The sequence below is a fragment of the Collinsella aerofaciens genome, assembly GCF_019131995.1.
GTDB lineage: Bacteria > Actinomycetota > Coriobacteriia > Coriobacteriales > Coriobacteriaceae > Collinsella > Collinsella aerofaciens_S.
Map to the genome: position 1 here is coordinate 20,905 of NZ_JAHONA010000012.1, position 23,438 is coordinate 44,342.

A 23,438-nucleotide genomic window follows, 5' to 3' on the forward strand; every position below is an offset into this window, starting at 1 on the left:
GGAGCCAGGAGGTCCTGACCCCACAGGTCCATAGATGATTAGGCAAGGAGCCACTTCCATGCGGGCATAACGTGTACCACACCGTGCTCGCATGGAATATCGGTCTGTTCATCCATGGTAACGATTGCCGACTCGCCAAGATCGAACTGGGCCATCGAGGCATCAAGCGCGGCAATTTCGCGCTCGCGCGTTTTCTCACTTGCCATATCCGCACTCACCTGAATCAGGCTATAAGCCCGCATGAGAAGCGCGTCCCCAGCCACAAAGTCCACCTCATGGCTTTTGCTCTTCTCTTTGATTAGCAGGCGGCAGACCGAGCCGGTCCTCACCGCGGGAGTCCTTCTTCTTAGCGCATTGAACACTGCGGTCTCGAGCCTCTGGCCCTGGTCCAATGCCGATGCGGGAGAGAATGCTCCAAACATCGCAGGGTCGACAGCGTAGACCTTAGACGCAGACCGCATGTTATTTGCCAGTGAACGCGTGAACTCCGGCACAGAAAATAACAGGTAGGCGTCCTCATAATACTCAAGTAAGTCACTGAGCGAATTACGACTGACGGGTATCTGTCTGCTCTTGAACTCGTTGTACACTTTGTTCACTGACAGCTCTCGTCCCGAAGATGCCATACACCGCGTCAAGAACAGCGATGCCAGGCGAGGGTTCTTGACGTCGTAACGTTCAACGACGTCCATGGCGACCGTTCGCGAAGCATATTCCTGTAGCAGCTGAATCGCGTCTGCAGGCGTCTGCTCAAGTGTCGCAATGAATCCCCCTCGTTCAAGATACCCGATCAGATGATGCCGAAGCAGCGCTGCATCGCTCGGGGAAAAGGTCGCATCTGGCTCGGGAACGCTCCCCGTCTTATATCGAACGTATTCCGAAAAACTCAACGGAAAAAGCTCTCGCACAAGAGAACGACCCCTGAACTCGCTCTTAAGTTCTGAGGACAGCATCTTGGAAGAAGATCCCGTCACATAGACGGTCGCTTTCTCCGTATCGACTACACGCCGCAGAAACGCACCCCATTCGGGAATTTCCTGGATCTCGTCAAAGAAAATGTAAGCGCCCTCGGTTCGAGCAGCAGGATACAGCGCATAGAACGTGTCGATCACGTCCGCCAGCAGCGATGGCTCATACGGGCGCAAGCGCTCATCCTCAAAATTGAAGTAAAGCATCCGGTCAAGCTCGACGCCCCGGCTCTGAAGCCGCCGCATCTCCTGATACAGGCGATACGTCTTTCCACAACGGCGGGCCCCCACAATCACATTTACGATGTTGTCGCGCTTTGGCTCCTGTGGGTTTCCTAGATCAAGGTCTCGCTCAAAGACCTGCGGAACCCCCTGCTGTTCAAAGTCCTTTATTTTCTGGGCGATCAAGTCGTTGAATGCCATGATTCTCCAATCTTGCTCTCTATCTAATCAAGATTATACTGCCTCTTGATTAGCAAGAGAGCAAGATTGCGTGTAACTTGATTAGTAGATAATCAAGTTTTTCTGCTGCAAAGCATCAAGGCCCAGAGCTAGTCGCCCGCGACACCCAGGACAGTCTTTTGGGACGGGGCTCTTTTAGCTACTTTGAGGATGGGCAGGCAAGACGGCAAAAGTAGTTAAAAAAGCCCCGTCCTAAATTAGCTACTTTAGCGCCAGGGATCGGCTTCGAACATCGGCTCGCGCTCGGGGCGGCGATCGCTGTAGGGATCGTAGCCGTCGTCGTCCTCGTTCTCGGCACGAATGAAAGGGTCGCGCGGCTTGGGTGCCGGCTTAGGCGCAGGCTTGGGTGCGGCGGGCGCAACATCGGTCGTCGGCACGTTCGTCTCGTTCTCGTTTTTCATCTGCATATCTCCTTGCCATGTGCTCATGTTCAACATCATCGATTGTCGCACGAAAAAGGGCGGCGGACCCGATTGGATCCACCGCCCTTGGCGTTTAGAGACGACTGGCAGATTTTAAGGCATTGCCCAAAATCTACTCGGCGTCGGGAACCTCGTAGGTGGCCGCCGGCGTGTTATCGCACACGACGGTAAAGCCGCCGTCCTTGTCGACATCGACCGTCACCTGATCGCCCTCGCGCACCGTGCCGTCGATGATGGCCGCTGCGATGGCATCGACAACCTCACGCTGCACCAGACGCTTGAGCGGACGGGCACCAAAGACCGGGTCCAAGCCGCCCACGGCGAGCAGCTGCTTGGCCGCCGGGGTGATGGCAAGCGTCATGCGTTCCTTGGCCAGACGCGCGCGGACGTCGGCGAGCTGAATGTCGACGATCTTCTCGATCTGCGCCATGCCAAGCGGATGGAACACCACGATATCATCGATACGGTTGAGGAACTCGGGGCGGAAGGTCTGAGCCATGGCCGCGTCGACCTGATGGCGCATCTCCTCCTCGTCCTTGCCGGAAAGCTCAGCGATAGCCTTGGAGCCCACGTTAGACGTCATGATGATGATCGTGTTCTTGAAGGACACCTGACGACCCTGGCCATCGGTCAGACGGCCGTCGTCGAGCACCTGCAACAGCACGTTGAAGACATCAGGATGAGCCTTCTCCATCTCGTCGAGCAAGATTACGGAGTACGGGCGACGGCGCACGGCCTCGGTGAGCTGGCCGCCCTCGTCGTAGCCCACGTATCCCGGGGGCGCACCGATCAGACGCTGGACGCTGAACTTCTCCATGTATTCGGACATGTCGATACGCACGAGCGCGCGCTCGTCATCGAACAGGCACTCGGCCAGCGCCTTGGCGAGCTCGGTCTTGCCTACACCGGTGGGGCCCAGGAAGAAGAAGCTGCCGATGGGCTTGTCCGGATCGGAGAGACCCGCACGGCTGCGGCGCACGGCCGCGGCAACGGCGGAGACGGCCTCATCCTGACCGATGACGCGCTTATGCAGCTCGCCCTCCAGGCCCTTCAACTTGTCGAGCTCGCCCTGCATCATCTTGGACACGGGCACGCCGGTCCAGGCGCTCACGACCTCGGCGATCTCGTCGGAGGTCACCTGCTCGTTGAGGCCCTCGCCGTCCTGCTGCTTTTGTGCCTCGAGCGCGGCCTCGGAATCCTGAATCTGCTGCTGCAGGCCCGGAATCACGGAGTAGCGCAGCTCGGACGCACGACCCAAATCGCCGTTGCGCGTCGCGCGCTCCTCCTCGCTCTTGGCCTCGTCAAGCTGGCTCTTAAGCTCCTGCACGTGGTCAATGGCGTTCTTCTGGTTGAGCCAGCCGGCCTTTTGCACGTTGAGTTTTTCCTGGACCTCGGCAATCTCCTGGCGCAGGGCCTCCAGACGCTCCTTGGAGGCGTCATCGGTCTCTTTCATGAGCGCCTGTTCCTCGATCTGCAGCTGAGTGAGCTGACGCGTGGTGGCGTCGATCTCGACCGGCATGCTGTCGAGTTCCATGCGCAGGCGGCTTGCCGCCTCATCGACCAAATCGATGGCCTTGTCGGGCAGGAAGCGGTCGGCGATGTAGCGATCGGAGAGGTCGGCAGCTGCCACGAGCGCGCTATCGGTGATATGCACACCGTGGAAGATCTCGTACTTCTCCTTGAGGCCACGCAGGATCGAAATGGTGTCCTCGACGGTAGGCTCGGAGACCATCACGGTCTGGAAACGACGGGCGAGCGCCGCGTCCTTCTCGATGTACTTGCGGTATTCGTCGAGCGTGGTCGCGCCAATCGCGTGCAGGTCGCCACGGGCGAGCGCCGGCTTGAGGATGTTGCCGGCGTCCATGGAGCCCTCGGTGGCACCCGCGCCCACGATGGTGTGGAGCTCATCGATGAACAGGATGACCTTGCCTTCGGACTTCTGTACCTCCTTGAGCACAGCCTTCAAGCGGTCCTCGAACTCGCCGCGGTACTTAGCGCCGGCGACCAGCGCGCTCATGTCGAGCTCGATAAGGTCGCGGTCGCGCAGGGTACTCGGCACGTCGCCGGCCACGATACGCTGGGCGATGCCCTCGACGATGGCCGTCTTGCCGACACCCGGCTCGCCGATGAGCACGGGGTTGTTCTTGGTGCGGCGGGACAGGACCTGAATGGTGCGACGGATCTCGTCGGTACGGCCAATGACCGGGTCGAGCTTGCCGGCGCGGGCAAGGTCGCAGATATTGCGGCCGTACTGTTCCAGCGCCTCAAACTGGGTCTTGTCCTCGGCGGACGTCACGCGGTCATCGCCACGCAGCTCCTCGTAGACCTGCTCGATACGCTCCTTGGTGACGCCGGCGTCGCGCAGCACGCGGCCCGCCTCGCCCTTGTCCTCGGCAAGCGCCATCAGCAGATGCTCGGTCACCACAAAGCTGTCGCCCATCTTGGTGGCCTTCTTCTCGGCCTTTTCGATGACGCGGACGAGCTCGTTGGACAGGCCCATCTGCTGACCCTCGCCCGAAACCTTGGGCGCGCGGTCGATGGCATCTTGTGTGGAGCGTGCGAGCTGGGCCGGGTCGGCACCGATACGCTCGATGATCACGGAGATATTGCGCTCGCCGGCACCGAGCAGGGCAGACAGCAGGTGAATCGGCTCCACCGCGCCGGCCTGTGCATCGGCAGCCGTGCTCATGGCGGTCTGCAGCGCCTCGCGCGACGTCATAGCTAGTTTATCGATTCTCATGGAATCACCTCTCTTGGGGCGGCCGCCCTACGGGGCGGCTTCACGTTGTTCGAGAAGTATTGTTGCCAGCTTTGCACGATCTTATACACAAATCTAAGTCTCTATATATAAGATTTTCTGAGTGATTGATGGATAGGGTACTGAGATGTCAGCCCGCCGCCGCCCAGGCGCACCACCATCTCGATCTGTAACATCTAGCAGCCATTTTTGATCCTAGATGTTACAGATCGAGATGAAATGCTCAGCGGCGCCCGTTTATCTAAATCTGTAACAACTACTCGGCAAATAGGGCCCTATCTGTTACAGATTGAGACAAACAGAAGACGCCCGAATCGAAAATCTAAATCTGTAACACCAGGCCCACTTTTAGCGGCCAAGATGTTACAGATCGAGACAAACCGAGAACTACTACAAAGGGGACGGGTACCTTTGTAGTGGTTGCAGTCTCTATTTACTTACCGAACCCGTGCTTCCCGATTCGCCGCTCCAGGGCATCTCATCCTCGAATAGCCATGTACGAGCAGACCCACTATCGCGTGCAGTCTGCGGGTCGGGCAAGCAGGTCTGTTCATAGGCATCTTGGATACACTGACCCATAAAATCGTTGAGCTCGGCCTGGTCGCCCTCCATGACATAGGCTGCATCGCCGGCCATGATGTAAATACCCGGACCCTCATTGCCCTCGTAACCCGGATCGTACGAGACATCACATAACTTTGCGCCGTTTGCAGTGTCCAGCTCGATGGAAGAGTGACATCCGCCAACCATGTCGTTCGCTTTTGCCCGATAGGACGCATATCCGTACCAACGCTTAAATGTTTTGCCCTTGAGTAGCTCGGACGCCCTATCGATCAGGCTTGTATCCGTGGTATAGCGCATGGCCCCAAGCTGAATACTCGGATAATTGCTAATACCCAGCACAGCCGGCTGCTCATCAAAATCAACAGTAATGGTCTCGGGTTTTTCGTCGCCGGTCAGAAGTTCGACTGATTGAGTCACAGGCTTAACCACCGGCTCCGTCACCGCAGCAGGCAGAAATGCCATACCGACAACGCCCACACCAACCACGGCGATCGCAAGCGCCAGAGCAATCAATCCAATACGGGCAGAGCGACTCACAGCAAAACACCTCGCAATGCAGATCTGCGTCATTTGCCCTAATGATACCGTCAGCTAACACTATCACCAAAAGAAGCCGCTCGCTCCCCACCACCACAAAGGAGACAGGCACCTTTGTGGTGGGTTTCGACGCTAACGGTCGACCATCTCACGCCATGAGATTAAACTTAATTTGTTATCTGAATTTATCTATTTCTATCTATCCTCAACAGCTTTTTGTTTCGGGGAGATCATATGAAGCCGTCTCATTCCACCGGTCGCAACGTCATCGCCATTCTCGCCGTACCCATCGTGATGCTCTTCCTTATCGTCATCACGCCCTTTTCTCTCGGTATCGCCTCGCCCTTCGATTTGTGCGGGATGGTCGACGCCGGCTCGCGTGCCACCTCGCTCTCCTTTATCTGCCGCGGCGTGTTTTACGAAGATAGAATTCCCACCGGATTTTGGCAGTCAAAGTTGCCACTGCTCGGTCAGATCGACGGATGCTCCCCCCATTTCTGCCTTGAACCTCAGGCGCTAAACTATCTGATCGACGACCAGCCACTCGACTCCATCACCCTCGCCTACGACTACGCACCAAACACCGATGAGCGCCACATGAACCAAGTCCTCGACAAGATGCTTGGACAGTGCGGGCTCACCGAGGAGGACGGTCGAACCATCTATAGCAACCAGAAATTAAAGCGAACAGAACTCCGCCGTGTCGGAAAAATCGAAGGGCGAAGTGGGGCCGCCTACTGGCAGGCCTGGGCAACACGCGACAAGAGCGAATTCGGACACAGCACCTATATGGTCACCGTCTACACCAAAGACGGAATTAAGGACAATGTTGACGATTTCGCGTCGTCCAAACTCGGCATCCCCAAAACAACCAAACCCGCCACCCCAGATGAAATCCTGTAGAGACATTCATTAAAATGCTGCCCAGCGATCACAATAACATCGAGCCCGCCCCCCACCACCACAAAGGGGACAGGCACCTTTGTGGTGATTTTCGACTCCGGCGCTCATCTGTCTCGATCTGTAACATCTAGCGGCCGTTTTTGACCCCAGATGTTACAGATTGAGATGAAATGATCGGCAGCGCCCGTTTGTCTAAATCTGTAACAACTACTCGGCAAATAAGGGTCCACCTGTTACAGATCGAGATAAACAGAAGACACCCGAATCGATAATCTAAATCTGCAACACCAAGCCCACTTTTAACGGCCCAGATGTTACAGATCGAGACAGACTGAAAACCACCGCAAAGGGGCACCTTTGTGGTGGTCGCGTTCTCTACTCTTTTGCCGAGCCCGTGCTTCCCGATTCGGCGGTCCAGGGCATCTCATCCTCGAATAGCCATGTACGAGCAGATCCACCATCGCGTGCAGTCTGCGGGTCGGGCAGGCAGGTCTGGTCGTACGCGTCCATCACGCAACGATCCAAAAAATCGATCACCTGCTGCTGGTCGCCTTCAAGAATGTAGGTCACGCCGCCATCTTGGATATAGACGCCGTCCCCACCTCCGGCTTTTGCGTATTCCGGATTGTAGTTAACGGTGCGCATCAGTTTGCCATCAGATGAATACAACTTCAGCGTTGTATAGTAGCCACCGTTCACAGAACCACGTCGGCGCTCATAGGCATCCCAACCGTCCCAGCGTTTGAACGAACGCCCGTTTAGCAAGTCCAGCGCCTGTCGGGACAACTTCTCGTCCTTGGTATAGCGAGACGAGCCAAGTTCAATCATGGGGTAGTTGCTTATGCTTAGAATGCCCGGCGTTTCCTCGATATCGAGCGTTATCTCATCGGGCTTTGTAACGTCCGAAATCATTTGCCCGGGCATCGATGCAACAAGGGACGCCATCTCAACCGTCTGCTCAACCCCACTCGGCCCATAGAAGATAAGCGAGCCAAATAGGACCACGCCCGCAGCAGCGACGACGCAAGCCACCAACAGCAACAAAACAGAAGTGCAACGCTTCATCTTCAACTCCACAAACGAGAGTGTTTTGAGCTCACTTTAAAGCGCCAACTTCATACTGTCAATTCTAGATAGCATATGAACAAAGGCGCACTCCCCCATAGAGGAGAGTTGCAACCTCGATTTTAGCGCCCTCAAGACCCAACGAGCAGCACTTAACAAGTAGCCCCGGTTATACCTTTCTCTGACGCGACCCTCGCGAAGCGCGTGAGCGGCAGGGAAAGGTATAACCGGGGCGGACAAGTATGTGCGTTACTCGGCAGCGGCCTTGAACTTGTTGTAGTTGATCAGGCAGCCGGACTTGACGATGGCGCGCTCCTCGGCCGTCATATCGGCGATGTAGAGCTCAATCTGCTCGACCACACCGTCGGCGCGCACCACGTAGGCGGCGATGTCCTTCAGGTCGCCGTCGAGCGCGGCGCGGATACCCGGCACAAAGACGTAGTCGCCCACCTCAAAGTTGGGCTCGGCCTCCATCTGGAAGGGCACCATGCCCCAGTTCATCACGTTGGAGCGATAGCGCTTGGTGGCGTACTCGTGGACGATGTTGGCCAGGCCGCCGATCACGCGCTGGCAGCTCGCGGCCTGCTCGCGGGCAGAACCGTCACCGGGCTTCTTGGCATAGAGCATGGAGCCGTACTCAGTCGCCTTGGCATCGGCCGCGACGCCCGCACCGGCCAGTGCCTCAAACACGCTGGCAAGCTCAGCATCGAGTGCCGCCAGGTCACCCGCGGACTCGCCGGCCACGCGACGCTTCTCCACCGCGTCGACCTCCTTGGAGCGACCCACGTAGGCCGGATCGCGGCGGCTGAGCGTAAACTCGGCCAGACCCAGCGGGTTGGAGCGGAAGGAGCTCGTCTCGCCCGAAGGAATGAGCTCGTCGGTTGTGGTGACCGGATCCATGATCTTGGAGCACACCTTGAGCAGGATGTCGTCGCCGAGAGGCTCCATCGCGGGCCACGGCTTGATGTTGGGACCCTCGACCAGCTCGTCGGCCGGCTCAGCCTTGCCAAAGCCCCAGTACACGCGCTTTTTGTACGGCGCGTCGTCAAAGGTGTACTCGCAGGCCTCATCCCAAGTCTCCTTGGGCAGATCGGTCGCCGGCGTCAGGATGCCGCCGTTGGCAGCCGTCGCCGCAATGGAGCGGGCGTCCATCAGGGCCACGGCGCTCAGCTGGCCATTACCCGGCTTGGAACCCTCGCGGTTGGGGAAGTTGCGCGTGGTGTGGCGTATGGACAGGCCGTTGTTGGCAGGCGTGTCGCCGGCGCCGAAGCACGGGCCGCAGAACGCCGTGCGCACAATCGCGCCGGCCTCCATAAGGTCGTAGATATAGCCGCGGCGTGTAAGCTCGAGTGCCACGGGCTGGCTCGTGGGGTAGACCGACAGCGAGAACTCGCCGCAGCCGGTGTTGGCGCCCTTGAGCACGCGGGCAGCCTGGACCACGGAGTCGTAGTTGCCGCCCGAGCAGCCGGCGATAACGCCCTGCTGCACGTGCAGCTTGCCGTCGACGATCTTGTCGAGCAGGGTAAAGTGCGTCTTGCCCTCGCCAATCTTGGCGGCCTCAAACTCCACCTCATGCAGGATGTCCTCGAGGTTCTCGTTGAGCTCGTCAATCTCAAAGCCGTTGGAAGGATGGAACGGCAGCGCGATCATGGGCTTGATGCTCGACAGATCGACCTCGACGCAGCCGTCGTAGTAGGCAACATCGGCGGGCTTGAGCTCGCGGTAGTCGTCGCCGCGGCCGTGCATGGTCAAAAACGCGTGCGTGTCCTCGTCGGTGGCCCAAATGCTCGACAGGCAGGTGGTCTCGGTGGTCATAACGTCGACGCCGCTGCGGTAGTCGGTCGTCATGCTCGCGATGCCGGGGCCCACGAACTCCATTACCTTGTTCTTGACGTAGCCCTTGGCAAAGACGGCGCGGATGATGGCGAGCGCTACGTCGTGCGGGCCGACGCCGGGACGTGGGGCACCCGTGAGGTAGATGGCTACAACGCCGGGATAGGCAACGTCGTAGGTGTCGCGCAGCAGTTGCTTCGCCAGCTCGCCGCCGCCCTCGCCCACGGCCATGGTGCCCAGGGCGCCATAGCGGGTGTGCGAGTCGGAACCCAGGATCATCTTGCCGCAACCGGCGAAGTTCTCACGCATAAAGGAGTGGATGACGGCGATGTGCGGCGGGACGAAGATGCCGCCGTACTTCTTAGCAGCCGAGAGACCAAAGACGTGGTCGTCCTCGTTGATGGTGCCGCCCACGGCGCACAGCGAGTTATGGCAGTTGGTGAGCACGTAGGGCAGCGGGAACTGCTCCATGCCCGAGGCGCGCGCCGTCTGGATGATGCCGACAAAGGTGATGTCGTGGCTCGCCATGGCGTCGAAGCGAATCTTGAGCGCCTCGGGGTCGCCGGACGTGTTGTGTGCCTGAAGGATCGAATACGCGATGGTGCCACGCTTGGCATCCTCGGGCGCCTGCGTAATACCGCGCTCGGCAGCCTCGGCCGCAGGCACAACTTCGCTGCCGCCGCGCAGGTAGATGCCGTCCTCGTACAGCTTGACCATACTGTCTCCCACTCTGCCCAAAAGATTTGGGCGCATAGCATACATTCGTTCAATATCGTGCCATAGAACAGTTGCGAGTGGGTTGCGAATCTACACGTTCACTTTATCTCAGTAAAGTAAAGGATAAGCCCCCCTTGCATCACTCTCTTGACAAGGAGTGTCCCAAAGTGCCGGCACAAAAGGAACGTCCCCAAGTGCCAAGTGCCGCAAGAGTGTCCCCCTTGACCACTCATTTAAGAACGTCCCCAATGACTACCGCATCCGGAGCAAGGCAACGCCGCAGGTAGAGGACGGACAGCGAGCGACGTCCAGGGCGAACAAGTTGGCATGAAAAAGGCGAGGCATTGACCTTCTGGTCATGCCTCGCCTTTTGAATGACAAATTGTCGCCCTGGGCGGCGCGCAGCGTCGGCCGGTTACGGCGTTTGGTAAAACGCCGTAACCTAGAGATCCCCGCCGGCGCCCAAAAGTTTGCGCATGACTTGCTCGGGGTTGACTGAGCCGTCGCGCGGGGCCAGGGCGGTGATCTTCTTCTGCATCTTGTATTCGTGCAGCTCGTCCTCGAGCTGACGCACGCGGGCACGGAGCTTTTCGTTCTCGCGCTCGCGCTCTTCGGCACGCTCCTTCATATCGAGGATACGCACCACGCCGGCAAGGTTGATACCCTCGTCGGTAAGCTGGTTGATGAGTTCCAGGCGCTCGATATCGGCACGCGAGTACAGACGCGTGTTGCCTCCCGAGCGCTGGGGGTTCACCAAGCCCTTGGACTCGTAGACGCGCAGGGTCTGCGGGTGCATACCGGTCAGCTCGGCCGCCACGCTAATCATGTACAGCGGTTTGTTCCTATTGTCCTCGGCCATACTACCCGGCCCCCTTTACGTCTCGTCCTCATCCATCATAAGCCCGCGGCCGCCCGCGGGCCATGCGACCAAACTAGTACGTCGCCTTGTAACGGTTGACCTTCTCGCGATAGTCGCGCGTGTCGGTCTCGCGCAGCTTGGTCATGGCATCGCGCTCGTCATCGGACAGGTTCGTGGGGACCTGCACCTTAATCTCGACGAGCAGCGCGCCTGTGCGGCCACGGTGCTTAACGTCGGGCGCCCCCATTTCCTTAAAGCGGAACTTCTTGCCCGTCTGGGTACCCGCGGGCACCTTCAGGCGAACCGTCGCACCGCCGGGCGTCGGCACGTCCACCGTGCAGCCGAGCGCCGCCTCATAGACCGAGACCGGTACCTCCATGGTCACGTCGGCACCTTTACGTTTAAACAGCGGATGCTCCTCCACATGCGTGGTCACGACCAGGTCGCCGCGCTCGCCGCCGGCAACGCCATACTCGCCGCGACGTTTGTAACGCAGCTTGCCGCCGTCGACCGCGCCTGCAGGCACCGAGACCGTAATGGTCTGCTGCTCGCCTGTCGAAGGAATGCGATAGGTAACCTTGTGCGTCACGCCGCGAAACGCGTCCTCGGCCGTTACATCGACGGTCAGCGACAGGTCGCCGCCCTTGCGAGCGCGGCTGCGACCCGCGCCGGCACCGGCAGCGCCCGCAGCCCCGGCAAAGCCCGAGCCCCAATCGCCGCCCCAGGCGCCGTTGCCGCTAAAGATGCTGTCGAAGATGTCGCCCCAGCCGCTGGCACCCGCGCCGGCACCGTAGCCGCCGCCATACGCGCCGCCTGCGCCCGGCATACCGCCAAACATGAGCATCTGGTCGTACTCTTTGCGCTTCTTCTCGTCCGAAAGCGTCTCGTAGGCCTCGCTGATCTCCTTGAACTTGGCCTCGTCGCCGCCGGCATCGGGGTGATATTTTTGCGCGAGCTTGCGAAACGCGCTCTTGATCTCTTTGTCGGAGGCGCTCTTGGATACGCCCAGGATGTCATAGAAGGTTTTGCCTGCAGCCATCGTAGCTCCTCTCCTGTTTCATCCGTCGCCCAGCGGGCGGCGGCTCATACTTTCATATGGCACTAGGCCAGAAAGGGCCCCGGGTGTTGCCCCGGGGCCCTTCTCAATTACTCCTCGGTGCTCTCGGCCGTATCGGCCGCAGCATCCTCGGGCGCCGCTTCGGGCTCCGGTGCGGGGCGCTTCTCGCCACCGTAGGTCACCGTCACCATCGCGGAACGCAGGATGCGGTCCGCCATGCGGTAGCCCTTCTGGTACACGTCGTTGACGGTCTCGTCGTACTGCGACGCGTCCTCGACGCGACCCACGGCCTGGTGCTCGAGCGGATCGAACGCCTCGCCCTTGGGGTCGATGGGCTCAACGCCCTCGTGCGCAAACACATCGAGCAGCTTGGCATGCACCGCGTCGACGCCGTCGACGAACTGCTTAAAGTCGTCGGCAAGCTCCTGGCTACGGGCATGGTCGATCGCACGCTCGATATCGTCGACCACCGGCAACAGCGCGGTGACGAGCTTCTCGGTCGCGCGCTCGCGCTCGGCGATACGCTCGCTGGCGGTGCGGCGACGGAAGTTCTCCCAGTCGGCCTGCAGACGGGCGGTGCGCTCGGTAGCGTCCTTCGCCTTGTCCTCGGCGGCCTTCTGGGCCTCTGCCGCAGCATCGAGCTCGTTGCGCACGTCGGCAAGCTCTTTCTGAGCCTGCTCGAACTTGAGCTTAAAGTCGTTGTCGGCGGCTTCCTCACCGGCGCGGATAGCAGCTTCCACCATCTCGTCCTCGGTCATCGTCGCCTCCTTGTTGGAATCCTCTACCTGGTTCTCGACAGCCTCGGCGGCCGCGGCCTCGTTGGCCTCGGTATCGTCTGCGGCCTCTACGGGAATCTTCACGTCCTTCTCCTCAGAGTCAACGGGGGCGGCGCCAGCGGCAGCCGCCTCCGTGCGAGCTTTACGGGCGGACATGATTACTTGTCCTCGTCGTCCACAACCTCGTAGTCGGCGTCGACGACGTCATCGTCGGCAGGCTGGGCACCGGCGGCACCGTCGGTCTGCTGCTGAGCGTCGGCGTAGACAACCTGGGCCAGCTCGTAGGCCACAGACTGCAGGGACTCGCCGGCGGCCTTGATGGCCTCGACGTCAGAGCCCTCGAGCGCCTTCTTGGCGTCGGCGATAGCGGCCTCGGCCTTGGACTTCACGTCGGCGGAAACCTTGTCGCCCAGCTCGTTGAGGGTCTGCTCGGTGGAGTAGCACAGGCTGTCGGTCTGGTTGCGGACCTCGACCTCTTCCTTCTGCTTCTTATCCTCCTCGGCATGAGCCTCGGCGTCCTTGACCATACGATCGACTTCGTCGTCGGACAGAGCGGTGGAGCCGGAAATGGTGATCTGCTGCTCCTTGCCGGTGCCCTTGTCCTTAGCGGAGACCTTGACGATGCCGTTGGCGTCGATGTCGAAGGTGACCTCGATCTGCGGCACGCCGCGGCGGGCAGCCGGGATGCCGGTCAGCTGGAACTTACCGAGCGACTTGTTGTCGCGAGCAAGCTCGCGCTCGCCCTGGAGCACGTTGATCTCGACGCTGGTCTGGTTGTCGGCAGCGGTGGAGTAGACCTCGGTCTTGGAGGTCGGGATCGTGGTGTTGCGGTCGATCATCTTGGTCATGATGCCGCCCATGGTCTCGACGCCCAGCGACAGCGGGGTAACGTCGAGCAGCAGGATGCCCTCGACGTCGCCGGTGAGCACGCCGCCCTGGACGGCAGCGCCGTCGGCAACGACCTCGTCGGGGTTCACGGACATGTTGGGCTGCTTGCCGGTCATGGTCTTGACGAGCTCCTGAACGGCGGGCATACGGGTGGAGCCGCCGACGAGGATGACCTCGGTCAGATCGGAGAGCTTAAGCTTGGCGTCGCGCAGGGCGTTGGTGACAGGCTGCTTGCAGCGCTCGAGCAGGTCGCGGGTGATCTTCTCGAACTCGGCGCGGGTCAGCGTGTAGTTGAGGTGCAGCGGGCCGGACTGGTTCATGGTAATGAACGGCAGGTTGATGGTGGTCTGCTGGGCGGCAGAGAGCTCCTTCTTGGCGTTCTCGGCGGCCTCCTTCAGACGCTGCAGGGCCATGGGGTCCTGACGCAGATCGACACCGTTCTCCTGCTGGAACTTATCGGCCATCCAATCGATGACGCGCTGATCCCAGTCGTCGCCGCCCAGGTGGTTGTCGCCCGAGGTGGACAGAACCTCAAACACGCCGTCGGCGAGGTCGAGGATGGAGACGTCGAAGGTGCCGCCGCCCAGGTCGAAGACCAGGATGCGCTGGTCGGTGCCCTGCTTGTCCAGGCCATAGGCCAGAGCAGCAGCGGTCGGCTCGTTGACGATACGCTTGACGTTGAGGCCAGCGATCTTACCGGCGTCCTTGGTGGCCTGACGCTGGGCGTCGTTGAAGTAGGCCGGGACGGTGATGACGGCGTCGGTGACGGTCTCGCCCAGATACTTCTCGGCGTCGGCCTTCATCTTTGCGAGCGTCATGGCGCTCACCTGCTCGGCGGTGTAATCCTTGCCCTCGATGTCGACGACGGCACGGCCACCCTGGCCCTCCTTGACCTCATACGGCACGGTCTTGATCTCGGAGGTGCACTCGGAGTACTTGCGGCCCATGAAGCGCTTGATGGAGAACACGGTGTTCTTGGGGTTGGTGACAGCCTGGTTCTTAGCGGCCTTACCCACGACGCGGTCGCCGTCGGCACGGAAGCCCACGACGGACGGGGTGGTGCGGTCGCCCTCGGCGTTCACGATAATGGTCGGAGAACCGCCCTCGAGAACGGCCATTGCGGAGTTAGTAGTACCAAGGTCGATACCAAGAATCTTGCTCATTAGAAATTCCCTCTCTCTTGTGCGTTTGCACCGACTCGACGATATGTCGCGCGGCGCTTCGGCTTGTCTTTCAGGATGTAGTGTATCCCCTTATGGGCCGGAATATACAAAATCTAAGTCAATTCATATAAGATTTCTTATTGCTGAGAGTTTAGGTTCTTAAATGCGCAGGTAGATGCGTTGTTTGAATTCTCGGCAGATCTATTGAGATCTATGTAGAGTTGGCTGAGGTGCGGGTCTGAAGCCGTGTCCCGTTTTGGACGTGGATTACGGGATGCGGTTTCCGCAAGCACGCTCAATCGCCCTATATTTCAAGTCACCTATAGCTAACATTTGCGCAGCTCAACGGCCTCACCTGCATGTTTTTTAGTAAGCCGTGGCATACTCGGCGAACGGTATGAAGATGCCGGCCAGAGGGTATTGCAAACGGTCGCTCCCGTGGTATGTTTTTGCCCGAATCAAACCGACGCGCATCGCCTGTAGCGTCGGTCAACAGAGAGGAAACTACCATGGCTCATCCCGTAATTGATGCCGACGAGTGCATCGCTTGTGGCGTTTGCGTCGACTCCTGCCCCGCTGGCGTTCTGGAGCTCCAGGACGTCGCTACCGTCGCTGACGAGGATTCCTGCGTCGCCTGTGGCGCTTGCCAGGACGCTTGCCCCGCCGGCGCGATCACCGAGATCGTCGAGGAGTAACAACTCCCCCACTTGCACACTCACAAGTACACCGTGCACAAATAAAGGAGGCCTCCGCATCGCCGCGGAGGCCTCCTTTTGCATGTGTGCTAGGACAAATCATCCTCGTAGGGCATTAAATCGGCAAGGTAGCCTTTCTCTTTGAGCATGGTCTCGATCTCGTCGAGAGTTTGCTCGTCTTCTGCCGCAATGCGGTGGAAGTGATAGCCGCTGGTTACCGTCAGCAGCGGAAAGCTCTTACCGCTCTCGATATCGTGCAGGTAGCGCTCAACATCGCGACGATTGCGGATGTCCAGGTCGGCCGTAATCTTGCCGTACACGCGGTGGTTGACGATCACGTTGAGCACGGCGCCGCCCGCGTCGACGATGCTCGTAAGCTCATCGCCCGCTTGCTCCACGCCGTGGCGAACCTTGACCAGACGCGTGGGCACAGCCGGGCTGCTCGCCGCCTCCTGTAGTACATAGCCGCGATTGGTGGCGACGATATCGTGCCCGTCGGCGCGCAGCAGGGCGATGTCCTGCACCACGACCTGACGGCTCACGCCCACCTCGCGGGCAAGCGCACTGCCCGAGACAGGATCTTTGGCGCTCTCGAGCACGGCCATGATGGCACGGCGACGCTCGCGGGCGTCCATTATTTACCGTCCAGCAGACGCAGGTGCTTGAGCGAGAGGTCGAGAATCGGCGCAGAGTGCGTCAGGGCGCCCGAGCTAATAAAGTCAACGCCTAGGTCGGCAAGCGCGCGGATATTGCTGGCATCCACGTTGCCCGAGCACTCGGTCTTGGCACGGCCGGCGATAAGCTCAATCGCGGCAGCCATGTCGTCGTGGGTCATGTTGTCGAACATGATGATATCGGCGCCGGCCTCCACGGCCTCGCGCACCATGTCCAGGTTCTCGCACTCGATCTCGACCGTCGTGGTAAACGATGCATGGGCGCGCGCCATCTCGATCGCACGCGTCACACCACCGGCGGCGTCGATGTGGTTGTCCTTGAGCATGACAGCCGTCGACAGGTTGTAACGGTGGTTGCTGCCGCCGCCGATCTCGACCGCGGCCTTCTCGAAGACGCGCATGCCCGGCGTGGTCTTGCGCGTGTCGACAAGCACGGTCTTGGTACCCTCGAGCGCCGCCGCCATGTTGTGCGTGTAGGTGGCGATACCGCTCATACGCTGCAGATAGTTGAGCGCCACGCGCTCGCCCGAAAGCAACACGCGCGCGTCGCCGCGCACCTGGCCCACGTGGTCGCCGGCGTGCACCTCGTCGCCGTCGACGACATCAAACAGCACCGAGCTCTGCGAATCCAGCAGCTCAAAGGTGCGAGCGAACACATCCAGGCCGGCGATGATGCCGTCGGCCTTGGCGATGAGCTCCACCGTGGCGGGGCGCGCCGTGGGGCACACGCTCGCCGTGCTCACGTCCTCAAAGGTAATGTCCTCGCGCAGGGCCTGCAAAATCAGATCATCGACGACGAGCTTCATGGTAATGGGATTCATGGTCTACTCCTCCACGGCCTGCGTGCTGGCGGCACGGGCCAAATCATCGATTGCCAGGGTGTCGGCGCTCAGGGCGCGATGACGGCCATCGAGCGCGGGCTCGCCCGCCTGCTCCACGGCCAGCGACTCGCCGGTGCGCATACGCCAAGCAGCGCGACGACCCCAGACTAGGGACTCGAGCAGGCTGTTGGAAGCTAGGCGGTTCTTGCCGTGAACGCCGTTGCAAGCCGTCTCGCCCGCGGCATAGAGCTCGGGCATCGAGGTGCGGCCATCCTTGTCGACCCACACGCCGCCCATAAAGTAGTGCTGCGTGGGCGTAACGGGAATGGGCTCATCCAGGATGTCGCGACCGTCCTCAAGGCAGCGCGCGCGGATGTTGGCGAAATGCCCGGTCACCACGTCGCGCTCGACGGGGGCAAAGCTCAGCCACTCGTGCTCGGTGCCGTCCTGCTTCATCTGCTCGCGAATAGCGGCGGCGACTACGTCGCGCGGCTGCAGCTCGTCGGTAAAGCGCTCGCCGGCAGCGTTGAGCAGAATCGCGCCCTCGCCGCGGCAGCTCTCGCTGATCAGGAAGGTGCGGCCCGGCTGCGGCGAGAACAGTCCCGTGGGGTGGATCTGCACGTAGTCCAGGTGCTCCATCTTAATGCCATGCTCCTGAGCGATGTAGCAGGCATCGCCCGTGAGCTGCGGATAGTTGGTCGAGTGGTCGTATACGCCGCCGATGCCGCCCGTTGCCCACAGCGTGTGGCGGGCATGGATCTTAAACAGCTCGCCGGCATGCACGCCCTCGGCGACATTTGCCAGCTCGTCGGCGGGACGAAGCGAGTTGTCCTCGTCCACGGGAACGGCGACGACGCCGGTGCACACCGTGGCGCCGTCACGCTCGCCCGTTAGAATGTCGGTCATGGCCACGTGCTCCAAAATCTGCACGTTATCCAGCTTGCGAACGGCCTGGAGCAGCTTGGTCGTGATCTCCTTGCCCGTAATGTCGGCATGGAAGGCAATTCGCGGACGGCTGTGCGCGCCCTCGCGGGTAAAGTCGAGGCTACCGTCGGCCTTGCGCTCAAAGTCCACGCCCATGGCCAGCAGGTCGTTGATGACCGAGCGGCTCGAGCGGATCATGATGTCGACGCTCTCGCGGCGGTTCTCGTAGTGGCCGGCGTGCATGGTGTCCTCAAAGAAGGCATCGTAGTCCGAGCCCTCGGGCAGCACGCAGATGCCGCCCTGCGCGAGCATCGAATCGCACTCGTCGACCGCGCCCTTGGAAAGCATGATCACGCGCGTGCTCGTCGGCAGATTGAGGGCCGCGTACAGGCCCGCCACGCCGCAGCCGGCAATGACGACGTCGCACTCCATATCGGGGTATTGCTTGGTTTCCACAGGAATCCTCTCCCTTGTAATGTGACATAAGGGACCGTCCCTCATGCAACATTGTTCTAGCGCGCTGCGTACTCGAGCATACGGTCGAGCGTGAGCTTGGCCTGGTCTGCCGCCTCGTCCGAGACGCCGATCTGCACCTCGCCCTCGCCCGTCTCCAGGCAGCGCACGAGCTTCTCGAGCGTGATGAGATCCATGTTGACGCAGGTGGGCTGCACCGCGGGGAAATAGAACTTCTTGCCGGTGCCCTGGCAGCGGCGCTCGAGCTCGTAGAGCACGCCGCGGACCGTCACGATGATGAACTCGCTCGCGTCCGACTCCTCGGCATACTTGATGATGCCGGCGGTGGAGCCGATGTAGTCGGCCTCGGCCAGAACGTCGGCCTTGCACTCGGGGTGCGCCAGCACGAGCGCGTCGGGGTGGGCCTCCGTCGCGTCGACGATCTGCTCGACGGTGATGATGTGATGGCGCGGGCAGTAGCCGTTGTTGAGGATGACGTGCTTTTGCGGCACCTGCTCGGCTACGAAGCGGCCCAGGTTTTGGTCGGGAATGAACAGGATATGCTGCTGCGGCAGCTCGGACACAATCTTGACGGCGTTGGAGCTGGTGACGCACACGTCACTCCAGCTCTTGATCTCGACCGTCGAGTTGACGTAGCAGACCACGGCAAGGTCGTCACCGTACTCGGCGCGGGCGGCGTCGACCGTCTCGCGCTTGACCATGTGAGCCATGGGGCAGTCCGCGCCCGGCTCGGGCAGCAGCACGGTCTTAGTGGGATTGAGCAGTTTGGCGCTCTCGCCCATAAACTCCACGCCGCACAGCACGATGGTCTGCTGCGGCAGGCTTTTAGCGAGCTTAGCCAGGTAGAAGCTGTCGCCGACGTAATCGGCAACGGCTTGGACCTCGGGCGCCACGTAATAGTGCGCCAGAATCACCGCGTCGCGTTGGATTTTTAGTTGCTGAATGGCCTCGACGAGCTCTGCGGGCACCAGCGCCGCGCGCTCCGTTGCCGTCGTTGCCGATGCCAGGCCGGCCGCAATATCGCGTGCAAGCTCCGATGCATCCATGTTCGCGCTCTGTGCCATCAAGGCCCCTCTCTTTTGGCGAATCTTGGGGCTTTAGTATGACACCTAGGTTTACAGCTGACAAGACAGCTGTAAACCTAGGTGTAAAGTTGAAATAAAGATTCAATCATGCGGCAGGTCCATTTTCGAACTGGCAAGCTGAGGATAGCTAAGCTCTCGATGGCGCAGGAGGCATCTTTCGCCACCGCAACACCGCTTGGCGCGAGCTGCACGCCGTGGGGCGCAAACGGTCCGCACCCCCGCAAGCGGCGCGTGCCCGATGTGGCAAAATCGAACTACTTAAGGGGGCCGAATGCTCAAGATTATTGCCTGCGACGATGATGTCGCTTTTCTAGATAGACTGCACCGGATGATCGACCGTTGGTCGACCGAGACGGGCACGGCGGTCGATGTTGCGCTCGTCACGCGCGGCGAGGACCTGCTGGCCCGCCATGCCGCATCGCGCGCCGACATCATCTTGCTCGATATGATCATGCCGCTCGTCAACGGCATGGACACCGCACGCGAACTGCGCCAGGCCGACACCGCCGTGCGCCTGGTGTTCCTCACCTCGTCGCCCGAGTTCGCGCTGGAATCCTACGAGGTCCGCGCCTTCGACTATCTGCTCAAGCCCGTGACTTACGAACGCCTGGCGCGATTACTCGACGAGCTTTCGAGCATGCGCCCGGCGGCAACCGACGAGCTCGTGATCAAAACTTCCTTTGGCTACCACGCCCTGCGCCTGTCCGACATCGAATATGCCGAGGCGCGCAACAAGCACGTGGTCTTCCACCTGCGCGACGGACGCGATATCGAGGCACTCGAGTCGTTCCGCAGCGTCGAGGACCGCTTGGAGCAAAACGCGGTCTTCTTTAAATGCCACCGCAGCTACCAGGTCAACCTGCGCAATATCGATCACTTTGACCGCACGGACATCGTCATGCGCTCGGGCGCGTGCATCCCGCTTTCGCGCAGCTGCAAGCAGGGATTCCAAGACGCCTACTTTGCGGTGCGCTTTGGGGGTGGGAGACACTGATGGTCTCCTCGGTCGAAATGGTCCTTTGGGCAATCCACCACGCCACGACGCTGCTCTTTGGCGTCTTTGCCTCGGCGGCGCTGTGCGGTGTCGAGATCAACCGGCGTCATGCGCTTGAGCTGCTGGGGGTCGGCGTCGTGACCGGTGCCGCCTTCTCGATCGCCAATGCCGTCGGCGGCGAGCTTTTTGCCCGCCAGGTATATCCACTCGTCGTGCATCTGCCGCTCGTCATCTATTTGTGCGCGCGCTACCGCCTGAGCCCGCTGCTTGCCGTGCTCGGCATTACGAGTGCCTATCTGAGCTGCCAGTTCAGCAATTGGATGGGCATCGCCGCATTTGCCGCAACCGATTCTCAGATCGCGTACTATCTGGCGCGCATCGCGACCACACTCGCCGTCTTTGCCGTCCTGTTGCATTGGGCCGGCGACATCGGTCCACGCTTGGCGATTAAAAGCACCACCGAGCTGGGCATCCTTTTAATCCTGCCGCTCGTCTATTACGTCTTTGACTATGCCACCAACGTCTACACCACGCTGTTCCACTCGGGCTCGGTGGTAACGGTTGAGTTTTTGGCATTTGCGCTCTGTGCCTTCTATCTTATGTTTCTTGCCGTTTACCTGCGCGAATACGAAGAAAAGGAAACCGCCGAGCGAGAGCGCTGGATGCTCGAAACCCGCGACAGCGCCGCCATCAAAGAGCTCGAGGCTTGGCGTCAATCTGGGCGCGAGCTGTCGATTCTTCGCCACGATATGCGCCACTTCCTACGCGGCCTGGCCGCTTTAATTGAGGAGGGCCACACCGACGAGGCGCTCAAACGCATCGATGAACTCTGCGAAGCCGGCGATCGCACCGCCGTACGCCGCTTCTGCGCCAACGAGACCGTAAACATCGCGCTTTCGTCATTTAACTCGGATATCAATAGAAACGGCATTACCGCCAACCTGCGCGCCGCCGTACCCGAAACCATCCACGTAGGTGACGCCGACCTGTTTAGCGTGCTCTCAAATGCCTTGGAAAACGCTATCACCGCTGCAAGCGCCACACCCCAAGGAAAGCGATTCGTCGACTTTGACCTGCGATTAGAGGACGGCCAGCTGCTGCTGTTAGTTTCCAACACGTTTGACCGCGCGCCGCGCATGGTCGACGGCACGCCCGTAGCCGGGCACACCGGACACGGCTTTGGAACCAAGAGCATTAAGCTTGCCGTCGAACGCATGAATGGTAACTGCCAGTTCCGCATTAACGGCGATCGGTTTGAGCTGCGCGCTGTGATGTAGGGGCTGCCGCCAGCCTCGCTACAGCGGAGCGGCTGCCGGGGTCAGCTGCTTGATGTATGCCCACATGCGCTGCTTGGCGGCTTTGTCAGTGAGCGCCGCCTCAAAGCCGTCGAGCGCGAGCACGCGGCGGCCCTGCACATGGGCGACCAGGCCGGGCTTGAGCATGGCGGTGTCGAAGTCATCGATCGCCACGAGCATATCGGCGTAGGTCTCGCGCATGGCATCGGCCGCGTTGTTGTCGAGCAGTAGCACCGCCTCGGGGTCCAAGGCCTCGAGCGCCTCGCGGAACAGCTCGCACGGCAGAGTCTCGCCCACCGCGACCGCTCCGTCACCCACGCCGGCGACGCTTGCCAGCACGCAAAAATCCTCGGGCGCGTAGCCGATGGCCCCAAGCGCCTTGCGCAACGCCGCGCCATCCGGGCCGGCGGCAAGCTCGCCACCCGAACGCTCGGCCTCGTCCAAATCGCCTTTGACCAGCACGATCGGCGAGCACGCGTTGCCCGCGATACGCACGCCACGGACCGCAAGCGATGTGAGCTCCTGCTCGGCCGCCTGGGCGATGGCTTCTTTTTTCTGGCTTTGTGACGTGGACATGCGCTCTCCAATCGTTTGCGTGCCCACCATTATATAAAAGAGCTGCCCGCGAGTGGTTGCTTTGCGGGCGGCTGGGTATAAGCACGGTCGTACTGAGTTTTACGCGGCTGAGCCGCGTCACATTATGGAGGTCACCATGGCTGACATTAAGCAGATTACCCCCGAGAACTTCGATTCCGTCGTTAACGACAGCCTGCCCGTGCTGGTCGATTTTTGGGCACCGTGGTGCGGTCCCTGCCGCTCCCTCTCGCCCATCGTTGACGAGGTTGCCGATGAGCTGGCGGGCAAGCTTGCCGTTGCCAAATGCAACGTCGACGACAACCAGGACCTGGCCATGAAGTATGGCGTCATGAGCATCCCCACGCTGATTGTGTTTAAGAACGGCGAGGAGATTGACCGCTCGGTTGGCGCTCTGCCCAAGACGAGGCTGCAGGCGCTGCTGGAGAAGCATCTGTAATACGCTTGTTACTTACCCGCCGTCCATGAGCGCTTTTGCACCGCTCGCCGGACTTCTGGATGCACCGAGTGCAACCACGGATAGTATGGTAGTCACAAACAGCCCCCAGTGAACGGGTGCGGGTCGCACAGACTCGTACCCGTTTTCTTATGCAGCTGCGCGCAGAGCGGGCGTAGTAAAATCTGAACCACTGAACTGCCCCATACAAAAGGAGATTTTCCATGCATGATGTTGGAATGAACATGAGCCAGCTTGCCATGAGCGTCAAACAGGTCGACGACACCATCGAGCTCGCTCATGAGTGGAGCCATCAGCTGCTGCATGCGACCGAGAATTTTGACATGGAGCGCATCGGCGCCAAGCTCGAGGCCGCCATGGCCGCGCTGCACGAGGCGCATGACGCGCTCGAGGGCTACGAGGAAGCCATCGAGGCCGACCACAACTCCGTCGGCTCCGTGAAGCTGGTGTAAC

At 60.5% G+C, this 23,438-nt stretch carries 21 protein-coding genes; 6 read left to right on the plus strand and 15 right to left on the minus strand.

Translation table 11 applies throughout. The features are described from left to right. Positions 1 to 38 precede the first annotated feature (38 nt). The 4 genes from KSY82_RS05450 to KSY82_RS05465 all read right to left on the minus strand — a co-directional run bounded on the left by KSY82_RS05450 (position 39) and on the right by KSY82_RS05465 (position 5,711). Positions 39 to 1,391, minus strand: coding sequence for an ATP-binding protein (locus KSY82_RS05450; protein ID WP_217750482.1), 1,353 nt, complete (start codon positions 1,389 to 1,391; stop codon positions 39 to 41). A gap of 245 nt (positions 1,392 to 1,636) precedes the next feature. Further along, a complete protein-coding gene (locus tag KSY82_RS05455; protein ID WP_254881735.1) occupies positions 1,637 to 1,831 on the minus strand; it encodes a hypothetical protein in 195 nt (64 codons plus the stop codon). 133 nt (positions 1,832 to 1,964) lie between these two features. Further along, on the minus strand, positions 1,965 to 4,592 hold the full coding sequence (clpB, locus tag KSY82_RS05460; RefSeq protein WP_217750484.1) for an ATP-dependent chaperone ClpB: 2,628 nt from the start codon (positions 4,590 to 4,592) through the stop codon (positions 1,965 to 1,967). 447 nt (positions 4,593 to 5,039) lie between these two features. Next, the gene (locus KSY82_RS05465; protein WP_217750485.1) at positions 5,040 to 5,711 is read right to left on the minus strand and encodes a hypothetical protein; all 672 of its coding nucleotides are present in this window, start codon (positions 5,709 to 5,711) and stop codon (positions 5,040 to 5,042) included. A gap of 234 nt (positions 5,712 to 5,945) precedes the next feature. Between KSY82_RS05465 and KSY82_RS05470 the strand changes: the two genes are divergently transcribed. After that, complete coding sequence (locus KSY82_RS05470) at positions 5,946 to 6,614, plus strand: hypothetical protein (protein ID WP_195544654.1); 669 nt, start codon at positions 5,946 to 5,948, stop codon at positions 6,612 to 6,614. 375 nt (positions 6,615 to 6,989) lie between these two features. On the opposite strand, the gene KSY82_RS05475 is transcribed toward KSY82_RS05470, so the two are convergent. The 6 genes from KSY82_RS05475 to dnaK all read right to left on the minus strand — a co-directional run bounded on the left by KSY82_RS05475 (position 6,990) and on the right by dnaK (position 14,972). After that, positions 6,990 to 7,679 carry a hypothetical protein gene (locus KSY82_RS05475; protein WP_195502996.1) on the minus strand — a complete coding sequence of 230 codons (690 nt, stop codon included), beginning with the start codon at positions 7,677 to 7,679 and terminating at the stop codon, positions 6,990 to 6,992. A 249-nt stretch (positions 7,680 to 7,928) separates the two neighbouring features. Further along, a complete protein-coding gene (locus KSY82_RS05480; protein ID WP_217750486.1) occupies positions 7,929 to 10,229 on the minus strand; it encodes a hydratase in 2,301 nt (766 codons plus the stop codon). 442 nt (positions 10,230 to 10,671) lie between these two features. After that, positions 10,672 to 11,088 carry a heat shock protein transcriptional repressor HspR gene (locus KSY82_RS05485; protein WP_006235210.1) on the minus strand — a complete coding sequence of 139 codons (417 nt, stop codon included), beginning with the start codon at positions 11,086 to 11,088 and terminating at the stop codon, positions 10,672 to 10,674. 73 nt (positions 11,089 to 11,161) lie between these two features. Continuing rightward, the gene (locus tag KSY82_RS05490) at positions 11,162 to 12,127 is read right to left on the minus strand and encodes a DnaJ C-terminal domain-containing protein (RefSeq protein ID WP_217750487.1); all 966 of its coding nucleotides are present in this window, start codon (positions 12,125 to 12,127) and stop codon (positions 11,162 to 11,164) included. A 107-nt stretch (positions 12,128 to 12,234) separates the two neighbouring features. Then, positions 12,235 to 13,077 carry a nucleotide exchange factor GrpE gene (locus tag KSY82_RS05495; protein ID WP_217750488.1) on the minus strand — a complete coding sequence of 281 codons (843 nt, stop codon included), beginning with the start codon at positions 13,075 to 13,077 and terminating at the stop codon, positions 12,235 to 12,237. A 2-nt stretch (positions 13,078 to 13,079) separates the two neighbouring features. After that, positions 13,080 to 14,972 carry a molecular chaperone DnaK gene (dnaK, locus tag KSY82_RS05500; protein WP_055310046.1) on the minus strand — a complete coding sequence of 631 codons (1,893 nt, stop codon included), beginning with the start codon at positions 14,970 to 14,972 and terminating at the stop codon, positions 13,080 to 13,082. A gap of 443 nt (positions 14,973 to 15,415) precedes the next feature. Between dnaK and KSY82_RS05505 the strand changes: the two genes are divergently transcribed. Beyond that, positions 15,416 to 15,667 carry a ferredoxin family protein gene (locus tag KSY82_RS05505; RefSeq protein WP_158564522.1) on the plus strand — a complete coding sequence of 84 codons (252 nt, stop codon included), beginning with the start codon at positions 15,416 to 15,418 and terminating at the stop codon, positions 15,665 to 15,667. A gap of 89 nt (positions 15,668 to 15,756) precedes the next feature. On the opposite strand, the gene KSY82_RS05510 is transcribed toward KSY82_RS05505, so the two are convergent. The 4 genes from KSY82_RS05510 to nadA are packed head-to-tail and all read right to left on the minus strand — an operon-like array spanning position 15,757 to position 19,624. Further along, positions 15,757 to 16,302, minus strand: a complete 546-nt coding sequence (locus KSY82_RS05510) for a transcription repressor NadR (protein WP_217750489.1) — start codon at positions 16,300 to 16,302, stop codon at positions 15,757 to 15,759. After that, positions 16,302 to 17,162, minus strand: coding sequence for a carboxylating nicotinate-nucleotide diphosphorylase (gene nadC / locus KSY82_RS05515; RefSeq protein WP_217750490.1), 861 nt, complete (start codon positions 17,160 to 17,162; stop codon positions 16,302 to 16,304). The genes KSY82_RS05510 and nadC overlap by 1 nt, the downstream gene beginning before the upstream one ends. A gap of 3 nt (positions 17,163 to 17,165) precedes the next feature. Next, entirely contained in the window at positions 17,166 to 18,542 is a 1,377-nt protein-coding gene (locus tag KSY82_RS05520; RefSeq protein ID WP_368042036.1) for an L-aspartate oxidase, read from the minus strand. A 56-nt stretch (positions 18,543 to 18,598) separates the two neighbouring features. Then, the gene (gene nadA / locus KSY82_RS05525; RefSeq protein WP_217750491.1) at positions 18,599 to 19,624 is read right to left on the minus strand and encodes a quinolinate synthase NadA; all 1,026 of its coding nucleotides are present in this window, start codon (positions 19,622 to 19,624) and stop codon (positions 18,599 to 18,601) included. Positions 19,625 to 19,916: 292 nt separating this feature from the next. Here nadA and KSY82_RS05530 point away from each other — a divergent pair, with 292 nt between their 5' ends. Together KSY82_RS05530 and KSY82_RS05535 are read left to right on the plus strand one after the other, a co-directional pair. Further along, positions 19,917 to 20,639, plus strand: coding sequence for a LytR/AlgR family response regulator transcription factor (locus tag KSY82_RS05530; RefSeq protein WP_217750492.1), 723 nt, complete (start codon positions 19,917 to 19,919; stop codon positions 20,637 to 20,639). After that, positions 20,639 to 21,916, plus strand: coding sequence for a sensor histidine kinase (locus KSY82_RS05535; protein ID WP_217750493.1), 1,278 nt, complete (start codon positions 20,639 to 20,641; stop codon positions 21,914 to 21,916). The genes KSY82_RS05530 and KSY82_RS05535 overlap by 1 nt, the downstream gene beginning before the upstream one ends. Before the next feature lie 18 nt (positions 21,917 to 21,934). Here KSY82_RS05535 and KSY82_RS05540 read toward each other — a convergent pair whose 3' ends face one another. Beyond that, on the minus strand, positions 21,935 to 22,510 hold the full coding sequence (locus tag KSY82_RS05540; protein WP_161115202.1) for a hypothetical protein: 576 nt from the start codon (positions 22,508 to 22,510) through the stop codon (positions 21,935 to 21,937). Between the two features lie 136 nt (positions 22,511 to 22,646). On the opposite strand from KSY82_RS05540, the gene trxA reads away from it, so the two are divergent. Beyond that, on the plus strand, positions 22,647 to 22,967 hold the full coding sequence (trxA, locus tag KSY82_RS05545; RefSeq protein ID WP_217750494.1) for a thioredoxin: 321 nt from the start codon (positions 22,647 to 22,649) through the stop codon (positions 22,965 to 22,967). 221 nt (positions 22,968 to 23,188) lie between these two features. Further along, complete coding sequence (locus KSY82_RS05550; protein WP_006235225.1) at positions 23,189 to 23,437, plus strand: hypothetical protein; 249 nt, start codon at positions 23,189 to 23,191, stop codon at positions 23,435 to 23,437. Position 23,438 lies beyond the last annotated feature (1 nt).